General features: G+C 76.4%; 14 protein-coding genes and 1 pseudogene. 9 read left to right on the forward strand and 6 right to left on the reverse strand.

Annotated features, from left to right (window positions below; translation table 11 throughout):
- Positions 1–89 precede the first annotated feature (89 nt).
- From ACOQFB_RS19130 to ACOQFB_RS19145, 4 genes and pseudogenes are all read right to left on the reverse strand, one after another.
- A complete protein-coding gene (locus ACOQFB_RS19130; RefSeq protein ID WP_421609573.1) occupies positions 90–1,448 on the reverse strand; it encodes a TolC family protein in 1,359 nt (452 codons plus the stop codon).
- Positions 1,445–1,981, reverse strand: coding sequence for a MarR family winged helix-turn-helix transcriptional regulator (locus tag ACOQFB_RS19135; protein ID WP_421609574.1), 537 nt, complete (start codon positions 1,979–1,981; stop codon positions 1,445–1,447). Before ACOQFB_RS19135 ends, ACOQFB_RS19130 begins: the two co-directional genes overlap by 4 nt.
- Positions 1,982–2,062: 81 nt before the next feature.
- Positions 2,063–2,215 carry a hypothetical protein gene (locus tag ACOQFB_RS19140; RefSeq protein ID WP_494492320.1) on the reverse strand — a complete coding sequence of 51 codons (153 nt, stop codon included), beginning with the start codon at positions 2,213–2,215 and terminating at the stop codon, positions 2,063–2,065.
- Between the two features lie 368 nt (positions 2,216–2,583).
- Positions 2,584–5,481: pseudogene (locus ACOQFB_RS19145) on the reverse strand (tetratricopeptide repeat protein); the annotation flags it as partial.
- Positions 5,482–5,622: 141 nt separating this feature from the next.
- Here ACOQFB_RS19145 and ACOQFB_RS19150 point away from each other — a divergent pair.
- From ACOQFB_RS19150 to ACOQFB_RS19190, 9 genes are all read left to right on the forward strand, one after another.
- Positions 5,623–6,477, forward strand: a complete 855-nt coding sequence (locus tag ACOQFB_RS19150; protein WP_059437856.1) for a lysophospholipid acyltransferase family protein — start codon at positions 5,623–5,625, stop codon at positions 6,475–6,477.
- A gap of 5 nt (positions 6,478–6,482) precedes the next feature.
- Positions 6,483–7,430: an SDR family oxidoreductase gene (locus ACOQFB_RS19155; RefSeq protein WP_082100238.1), complete on the forward strand. Its 948-nt coding sequence runs from the start codon at positions 6,483–6,485 to the stop codon at positions 7,428–7,430.
- Positions 7,431–7,456: 26 nt separating this feature from the next.
- Complete coding sequence (locus ACOQFB_RS19160; protein WP_059437855.1) at positions 7,457–8,029, forward strand: hypothetical protein; 573 nt, start codon at positions 7,457–7,459, stop codon at positions 8,027–8,029.
- A 51-nt stretch (positions 8,030–8,080) separates the two neighbouring features.
- Entirely contained in the window at positions 8,081–8,968 is an 888-nt protein-coding gene (gene hslO, locus ACOQFB_RS19165; RefSeq protein ID WP_059437854.1) for an Hsp33 family molecular chaperone HslO, read from the forward strand.
- Positions 8,969–9,205: 237 nt separating this feature from the next.
- Entirely contained in the window at positions 9,206–9,751 is a 546-nt protein-coding gene (locus tag ACOQFB_RS19170) for a phosphoribosyltransferase (RefSeq protein ID WP_059437859.1), read from the forward strand.
- Positions 9,752–9,774: 23 nt separating this feature from the next.
- Positions 9,775–11,724 (forward strand): selenocysteine-specific translation elongation factor, encoded by a 1,950-nt coding sequence (gene selB, locus ACOQFB_RS19175; RefSeq protein WP_059437853.1) that lies wholly within the window; start codon positions 9,775–9,777, stop codon positions 11,722–11,724.
- A 115-nt stretch (positions 11,725–11,839) separates the two neighbouring features.
- The gene (locus ACOQFB_RS19180) at positions 11,840–16,306 is read left to right on the forward strand and encodes a GAF domain-containing protein (protein ID WP_421609576.1); all 4,467 of its coding nucleotides are present in this window, start codon (positions 11,840–11,842) and stop codon (positions 16,304–16,306) included.
- 13 nt (positions 16,307–16,319) lie between these two features.
- Entirely contained in the window at positions 16,320–17,744 is a 1,425-nt protein-coding gene (locus ACOQFB_RS19185; protein ID WP_237757934.1) for a sigma-54-dependent transcriptional regulator, read from the forward strand.
- Positions 17,745–18,052: 308 nt separating this feature from the next.
- Entirely contained in the window at positions 18,053–18,394 is a 342-nt protein-coding gene (locus ACOQFB_RS19190; RefSeq protein WP_059437851.1) for a response regulator, read from the forward strand.
- 101 nt (positions 18,395–18,495) lie between these two features.
- On the opposite strand, the gene ACOQFB_RS19195 is transcribed toward ACOQFB_RS19190, so the two are convergent.
- A complete protein-coding gene (locus tag ACOQFB_RS19195; RefSeq protein WP_059437850.1) occupies positions 18,496–19,971 on the reverse strand; it encodes an NADH-quinone oxidoreductase subunit N in 1,476 nt (491 codons plus the stop codon).
- 1 nt (position 19,972) lies between these two features.
- Positions 19,973–21,601 (reverse strand): complex I subunit 4 family protein, encoded by a 1,629-nt coding sequence (locus ACOQFB_RS19200; RefSeq protein ID WP_059437849.1) that lies wholly within the window; start codon positions 21,599–21,601, stop codon positions 19,973–19,975.
- Position 21,602 lies beyond the last annotated feature (1 nt).

Below are 21,602 nucleotides of genomic sequence, written 5' to 3' on the forward strand. Positions count from 1 at the left end.
GACTCCGTCCGCTCATCCCGAGCGTAGCGCGGCCGCGAGGCCGCGCGGAGTCGAGGGACGCTCAGGGTGAGCGGGGAGTCGAGGGACCCTCAGCGCCGGGTCGGGTGGAACGCGCCGGCCGCCTTCAGCACCCGCAGCGCCGCGAGCTGCGCGGCCAGCGACTCGGTGATCTGGCCGACCTCCGCGGTGCGGAGCTGCGCGGTCGCGTCCGCCTGCTCCACCGCCGTGGCGGTGCCGGCCCGGAAGGCGACGTCCACCAGGCGCTGGTTCTCGGCGGCGAGGTCGCGCTGCTCCTTCGCCTTGGCGGCGTTGGCGCGGGCGCTCTCCATGTCGAGGTAGGCCTGCTCCACCTCCTGCCGCGCCTTCAGCTCGGCGCTCGCGCTCGACGCGTTCGCCTCGTCGATCTTCGCGTTCGCCTCGCGGATGTCCGACTCGCGCAGGCCACCGTCCAGCACCTTCCACTGCAGCGCCAGGCCCGCGGCCCAGGCGTGGTTCGTGCCGGTGAAGCCGGCCTCGTTCGCCAGCGTGTAGCGGCCGAACGCGCCCACGTTGGGCAGGTAGCGCGCCACCGCCTGGTTCCGGACGCCGCGCTGCAGCTCCACGTTGACGCGCGCCGCCTGCACGTCGGGCCGGTCCCGCAGCGCCGCCGCGACCAGCGCCTCCGCGTCGCCGGCCAGCACCGGCTCGGGCGGATCGACCACGTCGAAGTCCGGCCGGCGGTCGAGCAGCGTCGCGAGCGCGATGCGCGCGGAGGCGAACGCGTTCTGCGACCGCTTCACGTCCTGCTCGGCGCGGGCCCGGTCGATCTCGGCGCGCAGCAGGCCCACCTTGGCGATGGCGCCGGCCTGGTAGCGCACGCGCGCGTCCTTCTCCTGGCGGGCGGCGATCTCGAGCAGCCGCTCGGACACCTCCATGGCCCGCCGCAGCGAGGCGGCGCCGTAGTACGCCTGCGCCACCCCGAACAGCACCTCGCGCCGCGCCGTCTCCACGTTCAGCCGGGCGATCTCCTCGCCCCGGTTCGCGTTGGGGATGGCGAAGACGAGCTGCGGCGCGAGCAGCGCCTGGGTCGCCTCGACGAGCCCGTTCAGCTGGTCCTGCGCCTGGATGGTGATCTTCGGCGAGCCGGGCCCGAGCGACCCGGCCGGCAGCACCGCCTCGGTCTCGTTGCGCGTGTAGGTGCCGCTCGCGGTGACCTGCGGCAGGTAGCCCGACCACGCCTTCCAGGAGAGCTCGTCGGCCTGGCGCAGCCGCGCCTGGGCCGCCTTGAGATCCGGGTTCTGCGCGGCGGCGGTGGCGAGCGCGTCGTCGAGCGTGAGCACGGGCAGCGCGGGCTGCGCACCGGCGGCGGCCGGCGCGGCCTCGCCGGGTGGCGGGGGCGCGGGCGTCGAAGGGGTCCCGGGTGCCTGCGCCAGCGCCAGCGCCAGCGCCGCGGTGATCAGTGCGTTCATGCGTCCTCCCGCGGTTCGTGTTGCCTTCCGCCCGCGCGGCGGGCCGTCCCCGGGCGCGCCGGCGCCGCGCCCTCCGCCGGTCGGAGCCGCTCGTCCAGCCGCGCCAGGATGCGGACGAGGTCCCGCCGGTCGCGCGGCTCGAGCAGCGCGAGCAGGCCCTCCAGCCGCGCCGAGATCTCCGCGTCGAGCGCGCGCCAGGCCGCCTCGCCGCGCTCGGCCAGCGAGACCCGCACCACCCGCCGGTCGTCGCGGCTGCGCGCCCGCTGCACCAGCCCGTCCCGCTCCAGCCGGTCCACCACGCCGGTGATGGTCTTCTCGGTCACGGCCACGTGCCGCGCCAGCTCGCCCATGGTGAGCGCGCCGCCCATCCCCAGCCAGAGCAGCGCGTGCACCTGCACCGGGGAGAGGTCGAGCCCGTGGCCGCTGCCGCCGATGGGATCGCGGAGCGAGCCGCGCCGCGACAGGCGGACCAGCAGCTCGCGGACGCGGCGGGCGTCGGCGGCGGGGCCGGAGCGGGCGGGGGTACTCCGCATTGCGGAGCACCCGTAGAGCGGACCGTCGCGGCTGTCAACCGAAGACCGCGCGCGCGGCGCGCCCCGTCCGGGCAGCGCGGGTCAGCGCGCGCCGCCCAGGTCCTCGATCTCCGCCTCGATGTCCCGGCGCTCCGGCGCGTCCGGCTTCAGCGCCAGGAAGGCCCGGAACGCCTGGACCGCCCGCTCCCGCTGACCGCGCTCCTTGTACGCGTACCCGAGGAAGTAGTGCGGCATCGCGTTCTTCGGGTCCTCGCGCACGGCGCGCTCGTAGAGCGGCAGCGCGGCCCGCACCCCCTCCGCCTGGTGCACCTCGCGCGCGAGCGGGTACAGCACCTGGCCCGCGGCGGGGTCGGCCCGCTGCGCGGCGCGGAGCGTCCGCACCGCCTCGGCGTGCTTGCCGAGCTTGCCCTGGCACTCGCCCGCTCGACGCGCAGCCGGGTGGCGCGCGGGGCGAGCTCGATGGCGCGCGCGAGCGGCGCGAGCGCCAGGTCGCAGCGGCCGTTCGCGGTGTACAGCAGCGCCATCCGCTCGTGCGGGTCGGGGAGCGCCGGGGCGGCCGCGGCCGCCGCCTGGTACGCCTCGATCGCCTCCTGGAGCGCCCCGGACCGCTCCAGCGCCTGGCCGAGCTGGAGCCGCGGCTCCGGGGCGGCGGGGGAGAGGTCCACCGCCTTGCGGAGGCGCACCAGCGCGGCGGGCGTCTCGCCCCGGGCGAGGAGGGCGCGCCCGAGCCAGAGCTGCGCGTCGGCCGCCCCGGGGGCCTCGGTGGTGGCGGCGCCGAGCAGCTTCACCGCCGCCTCGGCGTCGCCCCGCTCCAGCTTCACCGCGCCGAGCCGGGTGAGCGCGGCCGCGTTGCGCGGCTGCAGGTCCACCGCGACCGCGAGCGCCGCCTCGGCCTTCTCGAGCTCGCGGGCCGACCACTCCAGCGTCCCGAGCGCGAGCTGCGCCTCGGCGCTCCGCGGCTCGAGCGCGAGCGCCCGGACCAGGCCGGCGCGCGCCGCCGCCACGTCGCCGCGCGCCTGGGCGAGGCGGGCGAGGCCCAGCACCGCCGGGGCGTGCTCGGGGTCGAGCGCGAGCGCGGCCCGGTACGCCGCCTCGGCGCCGGCCGCGTCCCCCTCCGCGGCGCGGAGCTCGCCGAGCGCGGCGTGGGCGGAGGGATCGCGCGGGCCCTTCTCGACCGCCTGCGCCAGCGCCTCGCGCGCGGCCGGGAGCTCGCCGCGCGCGAGCGCGAGCCGCCCGAGCGCCACCCGCGGCTCCACCGCCCCGGCGTCGCGCGCCAGCGCCTCGGCGTAGGCCGCGGCCGCCTCCTGGGGCTTGCCGGCCGCGGAGAGCGCCACCGCCTTCGCGACGAGGAGCGCGGGCGTCCCCGGCGCCACGCCCAGCGCCTGATCGGCGAGCTGGGCCGCGTCGAGCGCGCGCCCGGCGAGCGCCAGCGCGCGCACCCGCGCCGCCGCCAGCGCCGGATCCGAGGCCGCCTCCGCCGCCACCGGATCCGACGCCGCCACCGCGCCGGCCGCGTCGCCCCGGCGCAGCCGCTGGCGCACCAGCGCCGCGCGCGCCGCCGCGAGGCGCGGATCGGCCTCCAGCGCCGCGAGGAGCGCCTTCTCCGCGTCGGCCGCGGTGGCCGCCGAGCGGTCGAGCAGCGCCGCCTCGACCATGCGCGCGCGGCCGCGCTCCAGCGGCGCGAGGCGAGCCTGGGCGGCGTCGGCGAGCACCGGCGCGAGCTGCGCGCGCGCGCCCTCCACGTCGCCGGCCGCCTCGGCCAGGGCCGCGAGCTCGAGGCGGGCCGGCAGGTAGGCCGCGTCGGCGGCGGCGAGCTTCTCGAGGATGGGCCGCGCCTCCTCCGGCTTGCCGCGCAGCAGCGCGGCGCGCGCGAGCCCCATGGGCGCGCGCGGCCCCTGCTCCAGGCCGCCGAGCCGCTGGAACGCCGCGGCCGCCTTCACCGCGTCGGCGCGCGCCAGCGCCGCCTCCCCGAGCAGCGCGAACGCCTGCGGGTCCGGCCTCGCCCGGGCGAGCGCCCCCGCCAGCGCGGTCTCGGCCGCGGCGGTGCCGGCGCCCGGCGCGGTCGCGAGCGCCGCCGCCAGGCGCGCCTCCAGCGCGGGGAGGCTGCCGGGATCGTCGCGCTCCAGCGCCTCGGCCGCGCGGCGCGCCTGGTCGAGCGCGGGCCGGGGGGCCGCGTGGCGCCGCTCCAGCGCGGCGACCGCCATGGCGTGGAGCGCGGCGGCCTCCGCCGAGCCGGCGTCCGCCGCCACCGCCTGGGCGGCGAGGTCGAGCGCGCTCCGCTCCGAGGCGTGGTCGCCGCGGGCCAGCGCGGCGCGCGCGCCGGCGAGCTTCTGGGTGGCCACCTCGGAGTCGCCGCGGCGCAGGTGCCCGGTGAAGAACCACCCGTGGCCGGTGAGCCCGGCGCCGAGGCCGACCGCCAGCACGGCCGCGACCGCGAGGCCGGCCGCGAGCGGCTTCGCGAGCCGCCGCACCACCGGCTCGCGCTCGCCCTCCACCACCTTCGCCGCCGCCATCCGGTCGCCGAACGGCTGCCCGCCGGGAGGGCGCGCCGCGGCGGCCGGGGGCGCGTGGGCCGCCTCCTGGGCGGCGAGCCGCTCCAGCTCGGCCCCGAACGCGGGCACCGCCGAGAGGGCCTCGAACGTCGTGCCGTCGGCGGAGACGTCCTCGTTGCCGAGCAGCTCGCCCTTCGCGAGCATCTCGGCGATCTGCGCCTCGGTGAACGGGCCGAACACCTTGCCCGAGCGGCGGCGCACCCGGTACCCGTCGCCGCCCGGCGCCGGGGCGGGCCGCGCCCCCTCGCCGAAGAGCATCTCCAGCTCCTCGCTGGCGCCGGCCCGCGCCGCGCCGCTCGGGCCGCCGAAGGCGGGGCCGCCGGCGGGCGCGGGGTCGAACGGGGCGACGGAGGCGGCGGCCGCGAACGGATCCGACTCCGGCCCCGGCTCGTCCACCACGATGTCCGCGTCGTCCACCGGCGCCGGCCCGGCGTCGAACGGCTCGGGCGTGCCGCGGGACGGCGCCGCGGGCGCGTCCGGGAAGTCCACCTCGCCGAAGCCGAGCGGCGCGTCGTCGGCAGCGGCGGGTGCGGGCAGCTCCACCGCCCCGGACGCGCCCGCCGTGCCGGTGAACGCGGGCTCCGGCTCGGGCGCGGGGCCGAGCGCGAACGGCGACGGCGCCTCGGGGGCAGGCCCGAACGCGAACGGCGAGGGCCCGCCGGCCTCGGGTCCCGCGTCGGGCGGGGGGAGCGGGATGCTGCCGGTGCCGCCCGGCGGGGGCAGCGGGATCCCTTCGGTGCCGGGCGGCGGGGCCGCCGGCGCGGGGAGCGGCACGCCGGCGGTGGCGGCGGCTCCCCCGGGCAGGGGAACGGCCGCGCCGGCCTCGTCGGGCCGCCGCACCGGAAAGGACTGGTGACATCTGGGACACCGGACCTTGACGCCGGCCGGCGTGACCCGCGCGTCGTCGATCTTGTACGCGGCGTTGCAGTGCGGGCAGGTCACCCTCATGGCGTCGTCCGGGGCAGCGGGGCTCGTGGTGTGGATCCAGGAATCCCCAGGATTCTCGCGACCGTAACACCGCCCCCGCGCCCCATTCAAGGCGACACTGCCGCCGTCCCGCCGGGGCCGCGCACGTGGTAGGACCGGGGCATGGCCGAGCTGTCCGAGGCGATCAAGGCACGGCTCCGCGCCTGGACGTTCGCGCTCGGCGGCCCCGGGACGCGCAGCCGGCTGGAGAAGCTCACCCCGCCGCGCAACGAGTACGGGGTCGATCCCTACGGCTTCGACAGCGAGTATGCGGTGGCCGCCATCGCGCCGCTCCTGTGGCTGTACCGCAAGTACTTCCGCGTCCAGGTCCACGGCCTCGAGAACCTGCCGACCGAGGGCCGGGTGGTGCTCGTCTCGAACCACTCCGGCCAGCTCCCCTTCGACGCGGCCATGATCGAGGTCGCCTGCCTCATCGAGCTCGACCCGCCGCGCGCGGTGCGGGCGCTGGTGGAGCGCTGGGTGCCGACGCTGCCGTTCGTCTCCACGTTCATGGCCCGCTGCGGGCAGATCGTCGGGACGCCGGAGAACTGCCGGCGGCTGCTCGCGGCGGACGAGGCGATCCTGGTGTTCCCGGAGGGCGTGCGCGGCCTCAACAAGCCGTTCAGCCAGCGCTACCAGCTGCAGCGCTTCGGCGCCGGGTTCCTGCGGCTCGCGCTCGAGTCGGGCGCGCCGGTGGTGCCCATCGGCGTGGTGGGCGCGGAGGAGCAGGCGCCGGCGCTCTTCGACCTGAAGCCGCTCGCGAAGCTGCTCTCCTTCCCTGCCTTCCCCATCACCCCGACCGTCCTGCCCTTCCCGCTGCCCTCGCGCTACCACATCCACTTCGGCGCCCCCATGCGCTTCCAGGGCTCGCCCGACGAGGAGGACGAGGCGCTCGAGCGCAAGGTGGCGGAGGTGGAGGCGGCGGTGCGGGGGCTGCTCGCGCGCGGCCTGGCCGAGCGCGAGCACGTCTACTGGTAGCGAACATGCCCGCCGACCCCGTCACCTTCCCCGGCATGCCGCGCACCGTCCTCGTCACCGGGATCTCCGGGAACCTGGGGCGCGCGCTCGCGAAGCACCTGCACACCGAGACGCAGGTGGTGGGGCTCGACCGCCGCGCCTTCCCGGGCAAGCCCAAGGACATCGACCACCACCAGGCGGACCTGCGCAAGGCGCGCTCCGAGGACGCGTTCCGCCGCCGGCGCGTGGACGCGGTGATCCACATGGGCATCATGCACGATCCGCGCATGCCGTTCAGCGAGGCCCACAGCTTCAACGTGGTGGGCACGCAGCGGCTGCTCGAGCTGTGCGTGCGCCACGGGGTCAAGAAGGTGGTGGTGCTCTCCTCGGCGAACGTCTACGGGCCGCGCCCGCAGAACTCGAACTTCCTGCCGGAGGAGACGCCGCTCATGGGCGCCGACCGGGCCAGCGACGTGCGCGACCTCGTCGAGGTGGACATGTACGCGCAGTCGTTCATGTGGCGTCACCCCGAGCTCGAGACGGTGATCGTGCGGCCGGTGAACATCGTCGGCCCGACCGTGCGCAACGCGCCCAGCAACTACCTGCGCCTCGAGTCGCCGCTCACGGTGATGGGCTTCGACCCGATGCTGCAGCTCATCCACGAGGAGGACGTCTGCCGGGCGCTGGTGCTGGCGCTCCGGCCCGGGCTGCGCGGCGTCTTCAACGTGTCGGGGCCGGGCGAGGTGCCGCTCTCGGCGGTGCTGCGCGAGCTGGGGCGCGGGCCCATCCCCGTCCCGCACCCGCTCATCCGCCCGCTCGTCCGGCGGCTGTTCGACGCCCGCCTGACCAGCTTCCCGCCGGACGAGGTGGACCACATCCAGTACCTCTGCGTGGTGGACGGCTCGCGCTTCGCCCGGGAGGCGGGGTGGGCCCCCCGTTTCTCCATGCGCGAGACCATCCGCAGCGTGCTCTGAGGGCGGCCCCGCGTTATCGTCGCCCCATGCGTGCCCCTGCCCTGCTGCGCCTCTCCGTCCTGTGCGCCGGCCTGCTCGCGGCCGCCGCCGCGCGCGCCCAGGACGTGCCCTTCGAGCCCTCCGGCGAGATCCGCATCCTGGCCTGGGGCACCATGGGGACGAGCGCCGCCTTCGACGAGGGGCGCGTCGTCGGGCCGACCGTGAACCTCACCCGGCGCGAGGACGGCACCTGGGCCGGCGACCTCGCCGGCCGCAACGTCGCCCTCGAGATCCGCGAGGGCCGGCTCACCGGGGCGAACGTGAACCTGGTGCTCACGCAGAAGGGCGGCGCGACCCACGGCGAGGGGCTCTTCTACGGGGTCCGCTTCCGCTTCGACCTCGACGGCAAGCGGCTCTCGGCCCGCTTCGGCGACTGCACCGTGGACGCGAAGCGCCTCAAGGCGCCGGGCCAGCTCCGCGGCGATGCGGCGTGCCTGCGCCGCGGCGCCTCCTTCCCGTCCAACTCCCGCGCCACCGTGCAGCTCATCGGCGACGCCGCGAACGAGCCGCCGCCGCTGCCGCAGCTCGCGCTCGCGCTGCTCGCCACCATGGCCGGGTGACGGGCCCGCAGGGGTGGCGCACCGGGCGGTTTCCGAACAGAATCCCGCCCGATGACCGATCGCCTCTGCCGTGGCCTCCTCCCGCAGCGCGGCCTCCGCGCCGCCTTCGTCCGCGTGGGCGACACCGCCCGCATGGCGCGCGTGCTCCACGGGCTCTACCCGACGAGCGCCCACCTGTTCGCGCAGGGGCTGGCGGCCGCGGCGCTGCTCGGCGCCCTGCAGAAGGAGCAGGGGCGCGTGAACCTCCAGGTCGAGTGCGACGGCCCGGTGGGCGGGCTGTTCGTGGACGCCGACCGCGACGGCAACGTGCGCGGCTACGTGCGCCGCCCGGCGGTCCACTTCCCCGGGGATCCGGACCGCGCCGCGCGCGCCGCCCTGGGCGGCTCCGGGTTCCTCTCGGTGCTGCGCGACCCGGGGAGCGGCCAGTACTACCGGAGCGCGGTGGACCTCGAGGCGCTCGACCTCGTCGAGGACCTGCGGCGCTGGTTCGCGGCGAGCGAGCAGGTGGAGACGGCGCTCGACCTCGCGGTGGTGGGGCGCGAGGGCGAGCCGCTCGCCGAGGTGGGCGGACTGCTCCTCCAGAAGCTGCCCGACGGCGACGGGGGCGCGATCCGGGAGGCGCGCGAGCGGCTCGCCTCGGGCGCGCTCCGGGCCGCGCTGGCCCGCGGCGCGACCGCGCAGGAGGTCATCCGCGAGGTGGCCGGGGACGGCTTCGAGCTGCTCGCCGACGAGGAGATCGCGTACCGGTGCGGCTGCAGCCCGGAGCGGGCCCGCGCGGCGGTGTCCGCGCTCGGGCGGGAGGGCATCGAGCAGGTGCTCGCGGAGGAGAAGCAGGCGGTCATCTCCTGCGAGTTCTGCCGCCAGCGGTACGTGATCGGCGAGGCGGAGCTCCGCGACATCGCCCGGCGGCTGGCGGAGCGGGACGCGGAGGGCGGGTAGCGGCGCCATCCGCCCCGCCGCGTGGTAGATTTCGGGCGCCCCGTCACAGGCCGCACGCGGCCCGAGTCCCGGAGGGACATCATCGCTTCCGCCACGAAGAGGAAGACCGTCCGCAGGCGCCCGCCCGCCCGCGGCAAGGCCGCGCGCGCCGGCGCCGCCGCGCCGCGCAAGGCCGCGCCCCGCAAGCGCGCCGCGCCCCGCGCCAGGCCGAAGCGCCGTCCGGAGCAGCCGCTCGGCATGGGCGTCGCCGACGGCTTCGCCATGGACCGGCTCGCCGCGCCGGCGCAGCTCCGCCGCGCGCCCAAGAAGGCCATGCGCGAGATCGGCTGGGCCGCGTTCGGCGAGGTGGCCCGCGGCCTGGCCGCGCGCATCCACGAGTCCTTCCGGCCCGACGTGGTGGTCGGGATCGCCAAGGGCGGCGTGTTCGTGGGCGGGGCGCTCGCCGCCGCGCTCGGCGCCGAGTTCCAGCCCGTCCGCATCGAGAAGCGCCGCCGCGACGCGGGCGGCCCGGGCGCGCCCGCCGCCGAGCTGCCGGCGCTGACCGGGCGGCGCGTGCTCGTGGTGGACGACGTGGCCGCCACCGGCGCCACGCTCGCCAAGGCGCGCGCGGTGGCGCGCAAGGCCGGGGCGCGCGAGGTGCGCACCGCGGTGCTGGTGGTGCGCCCGAGCGGCGCCCGGCCCGACTTCCACGCGTTCGAGACCGACGAGCTCATCCTGTTCGCCTGGGATTACCAGCTCGACCAGCTGGGCGCGGCGGTGGATCCGGGCGAGGTCGGCGTCTAGCCGGGTCGCGGCGCCGGAGAGCCATGAAGCGCGTCGTCATCGGCACGGCCGGCCACATCGATCACGGGAAGACCTCGCTCGTCCGGGCGCTCACCGGGATCGACACCGACCGGCTCCGCGACGAGAAGCGGCGCGGCATCACCATCGAGCTGGGCTTCGCGCACCTGGCGCTGCCCGACGGCTCGGTGGCCGGCGTGGTGGACGTGCCCGGCCACGAGCGCTTCGTCCGCTCCATGGCGGCGGGCGCGGGCGGCATCGACCTCGTGGTGCTGGTGATCGCGGCGGACGAGGGGGTGATGCCCCAGACCCGCGAGCACCTCGACATCTGCCGGCTGCTGGGCGTGCCGCGGGGCCTGGTCGCCGTCACCAAGGCCGACCTGCTGCCGGAGCTGGGCGCGGACTGGCTGCCGCTCCTGGAGCAGGACGTGCGCGAGGTGACGCGCGGCACGTTCCTGGAGGGCGCGCCCATCGTCCCGGTCTCCTCCGCGACCGGCGAGGGGCTGGACGCGCTGCGCGCCGCGCTGGCGGCGCTCGCGGCCGAGGTGCCGGAGCGGCCCGCCGACGGCCCGCTGTTCCTCCCGGTGGACCGCGCCTTCTCGATGAAGGGCTTCGGCACGGTGATCACCGGGACGCTGCTCTCCGGGCAGATCGCCGAGGGCGACGCGGCCGCGCTCCTGCCCGCCTCGGCGGCCGGCGAAGGGCTGCGGGTCCGCTCGGTCCAGGTGCACGGCAAGCCCACCCCGCGCGCGCTCGCCGGCCAGCGCACCGCGGTGAACCTGCCCGGCATCGAGCCCGCGGCCATCCGGCGCGGCCAGGTGCTGGTCCACCCCGGCGTCGTCCCGGCGTCGTCGATCCTCGACGCGGAGCTGACGCTGCTCGCGGCGGCCCCGAAGCCGCTCCGCCACCGCGCCAAGCTGCTGCTGCACGTGGGCACGGCGCAGGTCCCGGCGGTCGTCTCGCTGCTCGATCGCGCCGAGCTGGCGCCGGGCGCCACCGCCCACGCGCAGCTCCGGCTGGCCGAGCCGGCCGCGGCGCTGCCGGGCCAGCGCTTCATCCTGCGCGGGTTCGCGGTGCTGGAGGGGCGCGGCAAGACGGTCGGCGGCGGCCGGGTGCTCGCGGTGGCGGCGCCGAAGCGCCGCCGCGGGCGACCGGAGTCGCTCGCGCAGCTCGCGGCGCTGGCCGGGCCCGACGCCGAGGCGCGCCTCGCCACGGTGCTCGCCATGGCCGGGCCCGCCGGCCTCGACCTGCCCGCGCTGGTGGGGCGCACCGCGCTCTCCCCGAAGGCGGCGCAGGCCGCGCTCGACCGGCTCGGCGCGCGCGGCGGCGTGGTGCTGTTCGACCGCGAGCGGCGCGCCTACGTGGCCGGGCCGGTGGCGCAGGAGCTGACCCGCCGCATGGCGGCCGGCGTGGCGGCGTTCCACCGCGATCACCCGCTCGCCGCCGGCATGGGGCGCGAGGCGCTGCGCGGGAAGCTGCCGCCGGTGACCGACCCGCGGCTGTTCCAGCGGCTGCTGGCGCAGGCCGCCGAGCGGGGCGACCTGGTGGTGGAGGGCGACCTGGTCCGCGAGCAGGGCCACGCGGCCGCGAGCGGCGAGAGCGCCGGCGGCGCGCTGAAGGAGAAGGTCGCCGCGGCGCTGGCGAAGGGCGGGCTCACGCCGCCGTGGCTGGCCGAGCTGCCCGGCGCGGTGGGCGCGAGCGCGCCGGACGTGCAGGCGGTGCTGAAGCTGCTCGCCGCCGAGGGGCGCGCGCTGCGCGTCTCGTCGGAGCTGTACTTCGACGCCGCGGCGGTGAAGGCGCTCGAGGCGAAGCTGGTGGCCTGGCTGAGGGAGCGCCGGCAGATCACGACGCAGGAGTTCAAGGACCTGGTGGGCGCGACCCGCAAGCACGTCATCCCGCTGGCGGAGTTCTTCGACCGCGAGAAGGTGACGCTGCGGGTGGGCGAGAAGCGGGTGCTGCGCGGCGAGGGACGCTGATGGCGGAGCGGTTCCAGGGCGGCTCGCTGATCGTGCGCGATCGCAAGGTCGTGTACGCGAGCGAGGGCGCCGCGGCGCTCGCCGGCCGGACCGTGGCCACCATGGTGGCCCGGACGTGCTCGACCTGGTCGCGCCGGAGGACGTGGCGCGCGTGGTGGAGCGGCACGAGCGCCGGCTGCGCGGCGAGGCGGCGCCGGCCGAGTACGAGGTCGGCGTCCTCCTGCCCGACGGCACCCGGCGGCCGGTGGAGCTGCGCGTCCGGGTGCACGGCCCCGACGTCATCGTGGAGGTGCGCGACGCCACCGCGCAGGCCGCCCGGCGCCCGCGCCTCGAGGCGCTCGCGGAGCTGGGCGCGGCGCTCCAGCGCGAGCCCACCGAGGCGGCGGTGCTGGAGCGGCTGCGCGGCGCCGCCGGCGAGCTGTCGGCGCTGGTGCTGCTGGCCCGGCCGGAGGGCGACGGGGTGCGGGTGGACTGGTCGGCGCTCCCGCCCGCGGCGGCGGCGCGGCTGGAGCGCGCGCTGGAGCGGCCGCTCGACTCGCATCTCGGGCGCTGGCCGCCCATGTTCCGCGTGGCGTGGGACGCGGGCGCGGCCTACTCCGACGACCTCCCCAACGAGGCGGCCGCGTTCGTGCCGGAGCCGCGCGCCGCGGCGACCCGCGAGGCCATCGCGGCCATCGGGATCGCGCGCGCGGTGGCGGTCCGGGTGGACGCGCGCGCCGGCCCGGCGCTGGTGCTGCTCGTCGCGGCGCGCTGGCTGCGGAGCGAGGACGTGGGCGCGCTCCGGCTGTTCGGCGCGCAGCTCGCCGCGGCGCTCGACGCGGCCCGGACCATCGCCGACCTCTCCCGCCACAACGCGGACCTGGCGCTCCTGAACCGGGTCGGACGGCTGGCGGGCGACGCCCCCGATCTCGACACGTTCTTCGCCGAGGTCACCACCGTGCTGACCTCCGCCACCGGCTGCGTGGTGGTGGCCGTGTACCTGGTGGAGGAGGGCGGCCGCGAGCTGGTCCGCACCTTCGCGAGCGGCACGAGCGCCGAGGTGCAGGCGCGGCTGCAGCGGGTGCCCGTCACCGCGCGGATCGGCGAGGTGCTGCGCGACCGGGCGGCGCGCGCCGTCCCGGTGGACGCCGCCGAGGCCGGCGCCGACGCGCTCCGCGCCGAGGGGATCCGCGCCGGCATCTGGGTGCCGCTCGTGGCCCGCGGGCGCGCGGTCGGGGTCATGGTGGCCGCGTTCCGCGAGGGGCTGGACGCGGTGCGGCCCTGGCTGGGCCTGCTCGGCGCGGTCGGCCCGCACGTGGCCAGCGCGGTCGAGACGCAGGGCCTGCTGGGCGCGCTCCGCCGCCGCGTGGCCGAGCTCACGCTCATCAACGACGTGGCCATGGGCAGCGCCCAGCTCGATCCGGTGCTGCTGCTCGACACCTCGCTGCGCCGGGTGGTGGAGACGTTCCAGGCGGACACCGGGGCCGCGTTCGTCCGCGAGGGCGAGCGCCTCGCGCTGGTGGCCGGCCACGGCCTCTCCGCCGAGACGCTGCGGCGGGCCGCGCGGCTCGGGCTGGGCGAGTCGCTGCCCGGCCTGGCGGTGAAGCGCTGCGGGCCGGCCCGGTACCCGGACGACGCCGATCCGACCGCGTTCCAGGTGGCGCGCGCCGAGGGGCTCCAGGCGGCCATGGCGGTCCCGCTGCTCGCCAAGGGCCAGGCCGCGGTGGGCTCGATCGTGCTCGGGCGCCGCACCGCGCGCCCGTTCGCGGAGCGGGAGGTGACGCTGCTCTCGGCCATGGCGGTGCAGATCGGCGTGGCGGTCGAGAACGCGCGCCTGTTCGCCGACGTCCGCCGCCGCCTCTCCGACCTGGAGGCGGTGCACGCCCTCGCGCTGCGCATCTTCGGGAACGCGCCCGGGGACGTGCCGGCGCTGCTCGACGACGGCTGCCGCGAGGTGACGAGCGCCCTCTCCTGCCGCGGCGCCGCGGTGCTGCTGGTGGACGCGCAGGAGCGCTGGCTCCGCGGCGTGGGCGGCTGGGGCGGGCCGCTCCGCGCCGAGGCGCTGCGCATCCCGGCGGGCCAGGACCTGCTGGCGGAGGACGCGCTCCGCCGCGGCGCGCCCGCCTGGACCGAGGACGCCTCGCGCGACCCGCGCAGCGCGCTGTGCGGCCGCGAGGGCCTGCCGCCCACCGCGCTGCTGGTGGTCCCGCTCACCTCCCGCCAGGCCACCCGCGGCGTGCTGTTCCTCTTCGACGACGCCGGGCGCAGCTTCTCGGATCCGGAGCTGGCGCTGGCGAACGCGCTCGCGGGCGAGCTGGCGGTCGGGCTGGAGAACGCCGAGCTGTACGCGGAGGCGAGCCGCCGGGTGGAGGACCTCTCGCTGCTGAACGAGATGAGCCGCACCGTGGCCGGCTCGCTCGACCTCGACCACGTCCTCTCCGAGGGCGTGGACGCGGCGCGGCGGCTGCTCGGCGCCGGGGTGGGCGTCGTCCACCTCTACGACCCGGTCCACCTCTCGCTGCGCGCCGCCGCCATCAGCCAGGGCGGCGCGGCGGCGCTGGAGCGGGCCTCGGCCGCGCTCGCGACCGGCGAGGGGCTGAGCTGGCGCTCGGTGCGCGAGCGGCGCACGTTCGTGGTGGAGGACGCCGAGGCCGAGTCCGCGGGGCTCAACCGGCTGCTGGTCGAGCACCACCGGGCGCGCGCCGCGATCGTGGCGCCGCTCCTGCTGCGCGGCGAGCCGCTGGGCGTGCTGGTGGTGGTGGACACCGAGCGCCCGCGCCGCTTCACGCCGGCGGAGGTGGAGCGGGTCACCGCCGTCGCGAACCAGCTCGCGGTCGCGATCGAGAACGCCCGGCTGTACGCCGAGGCCCGCGGGCGCCTGCACGAGCTCTCCACCGTCATCGACGTGGCGCGGGTGGTGTCCTCGTCGCTCGACCTCGAGGAGGTGCTCTCCGCCGGCGCCGAGCACCTGAAGCAGACGCTGCAGGGCTCCGACTGCACCATCCTGCTCGACGACTACCGGCGCCGCGAGCTGCGGCGCGCGGCGACCCGCGGCGCGCCCATCGGCCCGGCCTCGGTGCCGCTCGCCGATCGGTCGCTGGCGCGCGACGCGCTCGAGGCGCGGACGCCGGTGGCGGGGCGGCTCGCCGAGCCGGGCGTGCCGGACCGGGCGCTGCTGGCGGTGCCGCTCCACGTCCGCGACCACCCGGTGGGCGTGGCGCTGGTGGCCGCCGCCACCATGGACCGGACCTTCTCGCCCGGCGAGCTGTCGCGGGCCATGGCCATCGCCAGCCAGCTCGCGGTGGCGGTGGACAACGCGCGGCTCTACTCCGAGACGCGGCGGCGCGCCGAGGAGCTGGGGCTGCTCCACGAGGTGGGCCGCTCGCTGGTGGCCACGCTCGACTTCGAGCAGGTGCTCGACGCGGGCGTGCGCAACCTGGCGCGCATCGTGGACGCGCCGCGCGCGGCCATCGCGCTCTGCGCCCCGGGCGGCGGGCAGCTCCAGGTGCGGGCGGTCTGGGGCCTCCCGCCCGGCGCCGTCGGCGTCGAGGTGCCGGTGGAGGCCGCCGCCCCGCGGCTCGCCGCCATGGTGTTCGAGCGCCGCGAGCCCATCGCCATCGAGGACGCGGCGCGGGATCCGCGCGTGCGCGAGGACGTGGCCCTCGACCCCTCGATCCGCGCCATGCTCGGCCTGCCGCTGCTGGTGCGCGACCGCTACATCGGCGCCGCGGTGATCCTCGAGACCCGCGGCCCCCGGCGCTTCAGCCCGGCGGAGATCGAGCGCGGGGCGGCGATCGCGAACCAGCTCGCGGTGGCCGCGGAGAACGCGCGGCTCTACGAGGACCTGCGCCGCAGCTACGCCGAGCTGGCGCACGCGCAGCGCCAGCTCATCCAGCAGGAGCGGCTCGCCGCGCTGGGCGAGCTGTCGGCGGTGGTGGCCCACGAGGTGCGCAACCCGCTCGGCGTCATCTTCAACTCGCTCGGCTCGCTGCGGCGCATGCTGCGCCCCCAGGGCGACGCGCGCATGCTGCTCGACATCGTGGGCGAGGAGGCCGACCGGCTCAACCGGATCGTGGGCGACCTGCTCGACTTCGCCCGCCCCTCCACGCCGGAGGTGCGCCCCGAGCCGCTGGACCGGGTGGTGGAGGAGGCGCTCGCCACCGCGCTCGCGCAGAACGGCCAGCCCATCGACGTCCGCCGCGAGGTGGACCCGGCGCTGCCGCAGGTGCCCATGGACGCGCGCCTGGTGCGCCAGGCGGTGGTGAACGTGGCGGTGAACGCGGTGCAGGCCATGCCGCGCGGGGGCCGGCTCACGGTCCGGCTGCGGCGGGACGGGGACGCGGCGGTGCTCGAGCTGGAGGACACCGGCGCGGGCATCCCGGACGAGGTCCGGGGCCGCATCTTCGAGCCGTTCTTCACCACGAAGGCGAGCGGGACCGGCCTCGGGCTGGCGGTGGTGCGGCGGATCGTCGAGGGACACGGCGGCGAGGTGGCCGTGACCAGCCGGCCCGGCGCCGGCACCGCCTTCGCCCTGCGCTTCCCGCTCACCCCGCTCGCGGGGGAAGACGGCGGCCCGGTTGAAAAGGAGGCGGGGATTGGCTGACATTCCGGGTGGCATGATCGACCCCGTTCCGCCGGAGGACGCGCGGGCGCCGCGGATCCCCGAGCCGCCCACCGGCGGCAAGGTGCTGGTCGTCGACGACCAGAAGAACATGCGCGCCACCACCGCCATCCTGCTCCGGCAGGCGGGCCACGCGGTGGAGGAGGCCGAGGACGGCGCGTCCGCGACGCAGCGGGTGCAGCACGAGAGCTTCGACGTCGTGCTCACCGACCTGCGCATGCCCACCGTGGACGGCATGGAGGTGCTGCGGGCGGTGCAGCAGGCCTCGCCCGAGACGCAGGTCATCGTGATGACCGCGTACGGCACCATCGAGTCGGCGGTGGAGGCGATCCGGCGCGGCGCCTACGACTTCCTGGCGAAGCCGTTCAAGGAGAGCGAGGTCCTGCTCCGCGTCTCCAAGGCGCTGGAAAAGCGGCGCCTGCTCGGCGAGGTGAACCTGTTCGCCGAGGAGTTCCGCAAGCGCTACGGCCTCGAGCACATCGTGGGCCGCTCCCCCGCCATGCGCGACGTGCTCGACCGCGTGCTGCGGGTCGCGCCCACCGACGCGACCGTGCTCATCACCGGCGAGTCCGGCACCGGCAAGGAGCTGGTGGCGCGCGCGCTCCACGTCACCAGCCGCCGCAGCGACAAGCCGTTCGTCCCGGTGAACTGCGCCGCCATCACCGACACGCTGCTCGAGTCGGAGCTGTTCGGCCACGCGCGCGGCGCCTTCACCGGCGCCACCCGGGCCCGCCGCGGCCTGTTCGAGGAGGCGAACGGCGGGACGCTGTTCATCGACGAGATCGGCGAGACCTCCCCCGGCTTCCAGGCGAAGCTCTTGCGCGCGCTGCAGGAGGGCGAGATCCGCCGGGTGGGCGAGTCCAGCCCGGTGCAGGTGAACGTGCGGATCATCGCCGCCACCAACCAGGACCTGCGCCGCGCCATCGCCGAGAAGCGGTTCCGGGAGGACCTGTTCTACCGGCTGAACGTGGTGCCGCTGCGCATCCCGCCGCTCCGCGAGCGCCGCGAGGACGTCCCGCTGCTCGCCGCCCACTTCCTGCAGCGCTTCGTGCAGCGCACCGGCAGCGAGCGCGTGCTCACCCCGGAGGCGGTGGCCTCGCTCGTGGCCCACGACTGGCCGGGGAACGTCCGCGAGCTCGAGAACATCATCGAGCAGGCCGCCGCGCTCTGCACCGGCCGCGAGATCCGCGCCGCCGACGTCCAGGTCGAGGCGCGGGCCGCGCCGGCGGCCGGCGCCGGGGTGACGCTCGCCGACGCGGTCGAGGACACCGAGCGCCGGGCCATCACGGCCGCGCTGGTGCGCTGCGGGAACGACCTCGGCCGGGTGGCCCGCGACCTCGGCATCTCCGGCACCACCCTCTGGCGCAAGATGAAGCGGCTCGGCATCGAGGCCCGCGAGCACCCGTCCGTAGGGCCCTGATCGGGTCGCAAGACCACATCGGGACGGGCATCCGGGCCAGGCCGCTTTTCACTTTTGCAGCGGCGTCTTGCACATCCGAAATCGCACCGGCGCTTTCGAGGGGACCGCACCGGGAGTGGTCCGGCGAGGGCGGCAGGCAAGTGCCCGAATAGAGACGGCATCCTCCGGAGCGAGCGCACCCGTCCTGGCTGGCACCGTCATTGCTCTCTGGGACGGGTGAGAAGTGCAAAGCAGCCTGTTGAAGTAGGTCCCCCCCCGCCACTTCAGCTGCGCTTTGCACTTTTTTTTTTTCTCCCGGAAGCGTCCCCATGGCGCAGTGCTTCCTGCTCGTGGACGAGGATCGGAACTTCCGGGAGGCCCTCGCGATCGCGCTCCGGCTGGACGGACACCGGGTCGAGGTGTGCGTGGGCGCCGACGAGGCGCTCGCGCGGCTCGCCGCGGGCGGCGTGGGCTGCTGCCTGGTGGACGCGCACATGCCCGGCGCCGACGAGGTGCTCGCGGCGGCCACCGCCGCCGGCGCGCGCCCGGTCATGACCGGCCCCTACGCCGACGTGCTCGAGCAGGCCGCCCGGCGGCACCCGGCGGCGACCGCGCTGCCGAAGCCGTTCCGCGCGGCCGAGCTGGCAGACGCCGGCCGCGCCGCGCACTAGCCCCGCCGCACCCTCGCCCGCGACGGGCGCCGCCCGGAGACGGCGGCGCGGCGGCCCGGTCGCCCCGGCCGCCGCGCGAGAGGTGGGGCGTGCGCCGCCCGCTACAGGATGATGGCGCTCGCGGCCTGGGCCAGCCGCACCATCGGGTCGGCCACCACGCCGAGCAGGACCACCACCGCCACCGCCGCGGCGAGCGCGATGGTGAGCGACGTCGCCGAGAGCACCACCTCGCCGGCCTCGTCCTTCGACGGCAGGAAGTACATGTAGAGGACGACGCGCAGGTAGTAGTACGCGCCGAGCACGCTGGTGAGCACGCCCAGCACCGCCAGGCCGTAGAGGCCGGCGCCCATGGCCGCCTTGAAGATGTAGAACTTCCCGATGAAGCCGGCGGTGGGCGGCACGCCCGCGAGCGAGAACAGGAACACCGCCATGGCGAACGCGAGCGCCGGGCGGCGCCGCGCCAGGCCGGCGAAGCGATCCAGGTCCCAGGCGTCGGCCGGCTCGAAGTCGCCCCGGGTCCGCCGCTCCAGCGCCCCGACCACCGCGAACGCGCCGATGACGGTGGCGGTGTAGGCCGCGAGATAGAACAGCAGGCCCGCGAGCGCCTTGTCGCGCGCGCCCGCCACCACCGCGGAGACCACGCCCACCAGCAGGTAGCCGGCGTGGCCGATCGACGAGTACGCCAGCATCCGCTTCACGCTGCGCTGCGGCAGCGCGAGCAGGTTGCCGAAGATCATCGTGAGCACGGCCAGGGCGGAGAGCACCGTGCCGAGCGAGGTGGACATGGCGGCCGAGCCGCTCTCGGTGGCCAGGAACAGGCGGACCAGCACCGCGAAGGCGGCGGTCTTCACGCCGGCGGCCATGAACGCGGTCACGGGGGTGGGCGCGCCCTCGTAGACGTCGGGCGTCCAGGCGTGGAACGGGACGGCGGCGATCTTGAACGCGACGCCGCCGGCCACCAGCGCGATGCCGGCGAGGTAGAGCGCCGAGCCCTGCCCGCGCGGCAGGAGCGAGAACAGCGTCGAGCCCGAGGCGCCGTAGAGCAGCGCCGACCCGTAGAGCAGGAGCGCCGAGGAGATCGAGCCGAGCACCACGTACTTGAAGGCCGCCTCGGCGGGCTTCTTGCCGCGCCGCAGGAAGGCGGCGAGGCAGTACGTGGAGAGGCTCATCACCTCGACCGCGATGAACGCGATGAGGAGGTCGGTGGCCATCCCCAGCAGCACCATGCCGGCGGTGCCGAACAGCGCGAGCGCGTAGAACTCGCCGCGCTCGGAGTTGCGGGCGTTCAGCCAGCTCTGGCCCACCAGGGCCGAGAGCGCCAGGCCGGCGCAGAGCACCACCGTGACGAAGGCGGAGAAGCTGTCCACCACCGCCTGGCGCCCGAACACGTTGCCGGGCACCGGCATCCAGGCGGCGTACGCCGCGGCGGCGGCCGCGAACACCATGGTCAGGTAGGCCTGGTAGGCCCGCCGGCCCGAGGTGAGGAACACCTCGGTCATCAGCAGGACCAGCGCCCCCATCGTGAGGATCGCCACCGGGACCAGCGCGACGAAGTCCTGGATCGGGAAGCCGCTCATGTCAGTAGTTCCCTCCGGGCTGCTGGAGCGGGACCGGCGCCGGCGCGGGGAGCGGGGCGGGCTCCGCCGCCGGGGCCGGCGCGGGCGCGCGGACCATCACCGCCGGCACCGCGGTGCCCACCTGCGGCCCCTTGCCGAGGCGCGCCTCGGCCACCTGGAAGCGCTGGATGAGGCGGTCCACCGCCGGCTTGGCCGGCGCCAGGAACGGCCCGGGCAGCAGGCCCATCACCACGATCAGCGCGATCATCGGGGCGAGCACGAAGCCCTCGCGGACGGAGAGGTCCGGGAGGTGGTGGTTCTCGGGGTTCTGGTTCGGCCCGAAGAACACCTTCTCCACCAGCAGCAGCATGTAGACCGCGCCCAGGATGACGCCCAGCGCCGCGACGGTGGCGAACACCGCCGAGCCGCCCAGGCGCGAGAGCCAGGTGCCGGACAGGATCAGGAACTCGCCCACGAAGCCGTTGGTGCCGGGGAGGCCGATCGAGGAGAGCGTCACGATCACGAACGCCGCCGCGATCACCGGCACGCGCTTGGCGATGCCGCCGTACTCGGAGATGAGGCGGGTGTGGCGCCGCTCGTAGAGCATGCCGACCAGGAGGAACAGCGCGCCGGTGGACACGCCGTGGTTCAGCATCTGGTAGACGGACCCGGTCATCCCCTCGGCGGAGAGGGCCATCAGGCCCAGCATCACGAAGCCGAGGTGGGAGACCGAGGAGTAGGCCACCAGCCGCTTCATGTCGGTCTGCACGAGCGACATGAGCGCGCCGTAGATGATGCCGATGACCGCCAGCACCGCGACCAGGTTGCGGTGCTGCAGCGCCGCCTCCGGGAAGAGCGGCAGCGCGTAGCGGAAGAAGCCGAAGGTGCCCATCTTCAGGAGCACGCCGGCCAGGATCACCGAGCCGGCGGTGGGCGCCTCGGTGTGCGCGTCCGGCAGCCAGGTGTGCAGCGGGAACATCGGCACCTTGACCGCGAACGCCAGCGCGAAGGCGAGGAACAGCCAGCTCGCGGCGCCGGGCGTCACCGCCAGCGCGCGCCGGGCCTCGACGTAGTCGAAGGTGCCGCCGTCGTGGAAGTACACGTACAGGATGGCGAGCAGCATCAGCACGCTCGCCGCGAACGTGTACACGAAGAACTTCACCGTCGCGTAGAGGCGGTTCTGCGAGCCCCAGATCCCGATGAGCAGGTACATCGGGATGAGCATCGCCTCCCAGAACACGTAGAAGAGCACCAGGTCGAGCGCGATGAAGGTGCCGAGCATGGCGCTCTCGAGCACCAGCAGCGCGATCATGAACTCCTTCACGCGGTCGCCCACCGCCTTCCAGGCGGAGAGGACCACCACCGGCATGAGCACGGTGGTGAGCATGAACAGGAGCAGCGCGACGCCGTCGATGCCGACGTGGAAGCCGATGCCGATGGTGGGCATCCACGGGACCATGAGCTCGAACTGGAACTCGGGCGCGCCCGGGCTCGCGTCGAAGCCGAACCAGAGCCCCAGCGACAGCGCGAACGTGACGAGCGAGACCACCAGCGCGAGCGCCCGGTGCTGCGACGGCTCGTCCCGCGGGACGAGCACCATCGCGAGCGCGCCGAGCAGCGGGAGGAAGGTGACGACGGTGAGCAGGTTCACG

The organism is Anaeromyxobacter sp. Red801 (assembly GCF_049201065.2).
In the GTDB taxonomy this organism is placed as follows: Bacteria; Myxococcota; Myxococcia; order Myxococcales; family Anaeromyxobacteraceae; genus Anaeromyxobacter.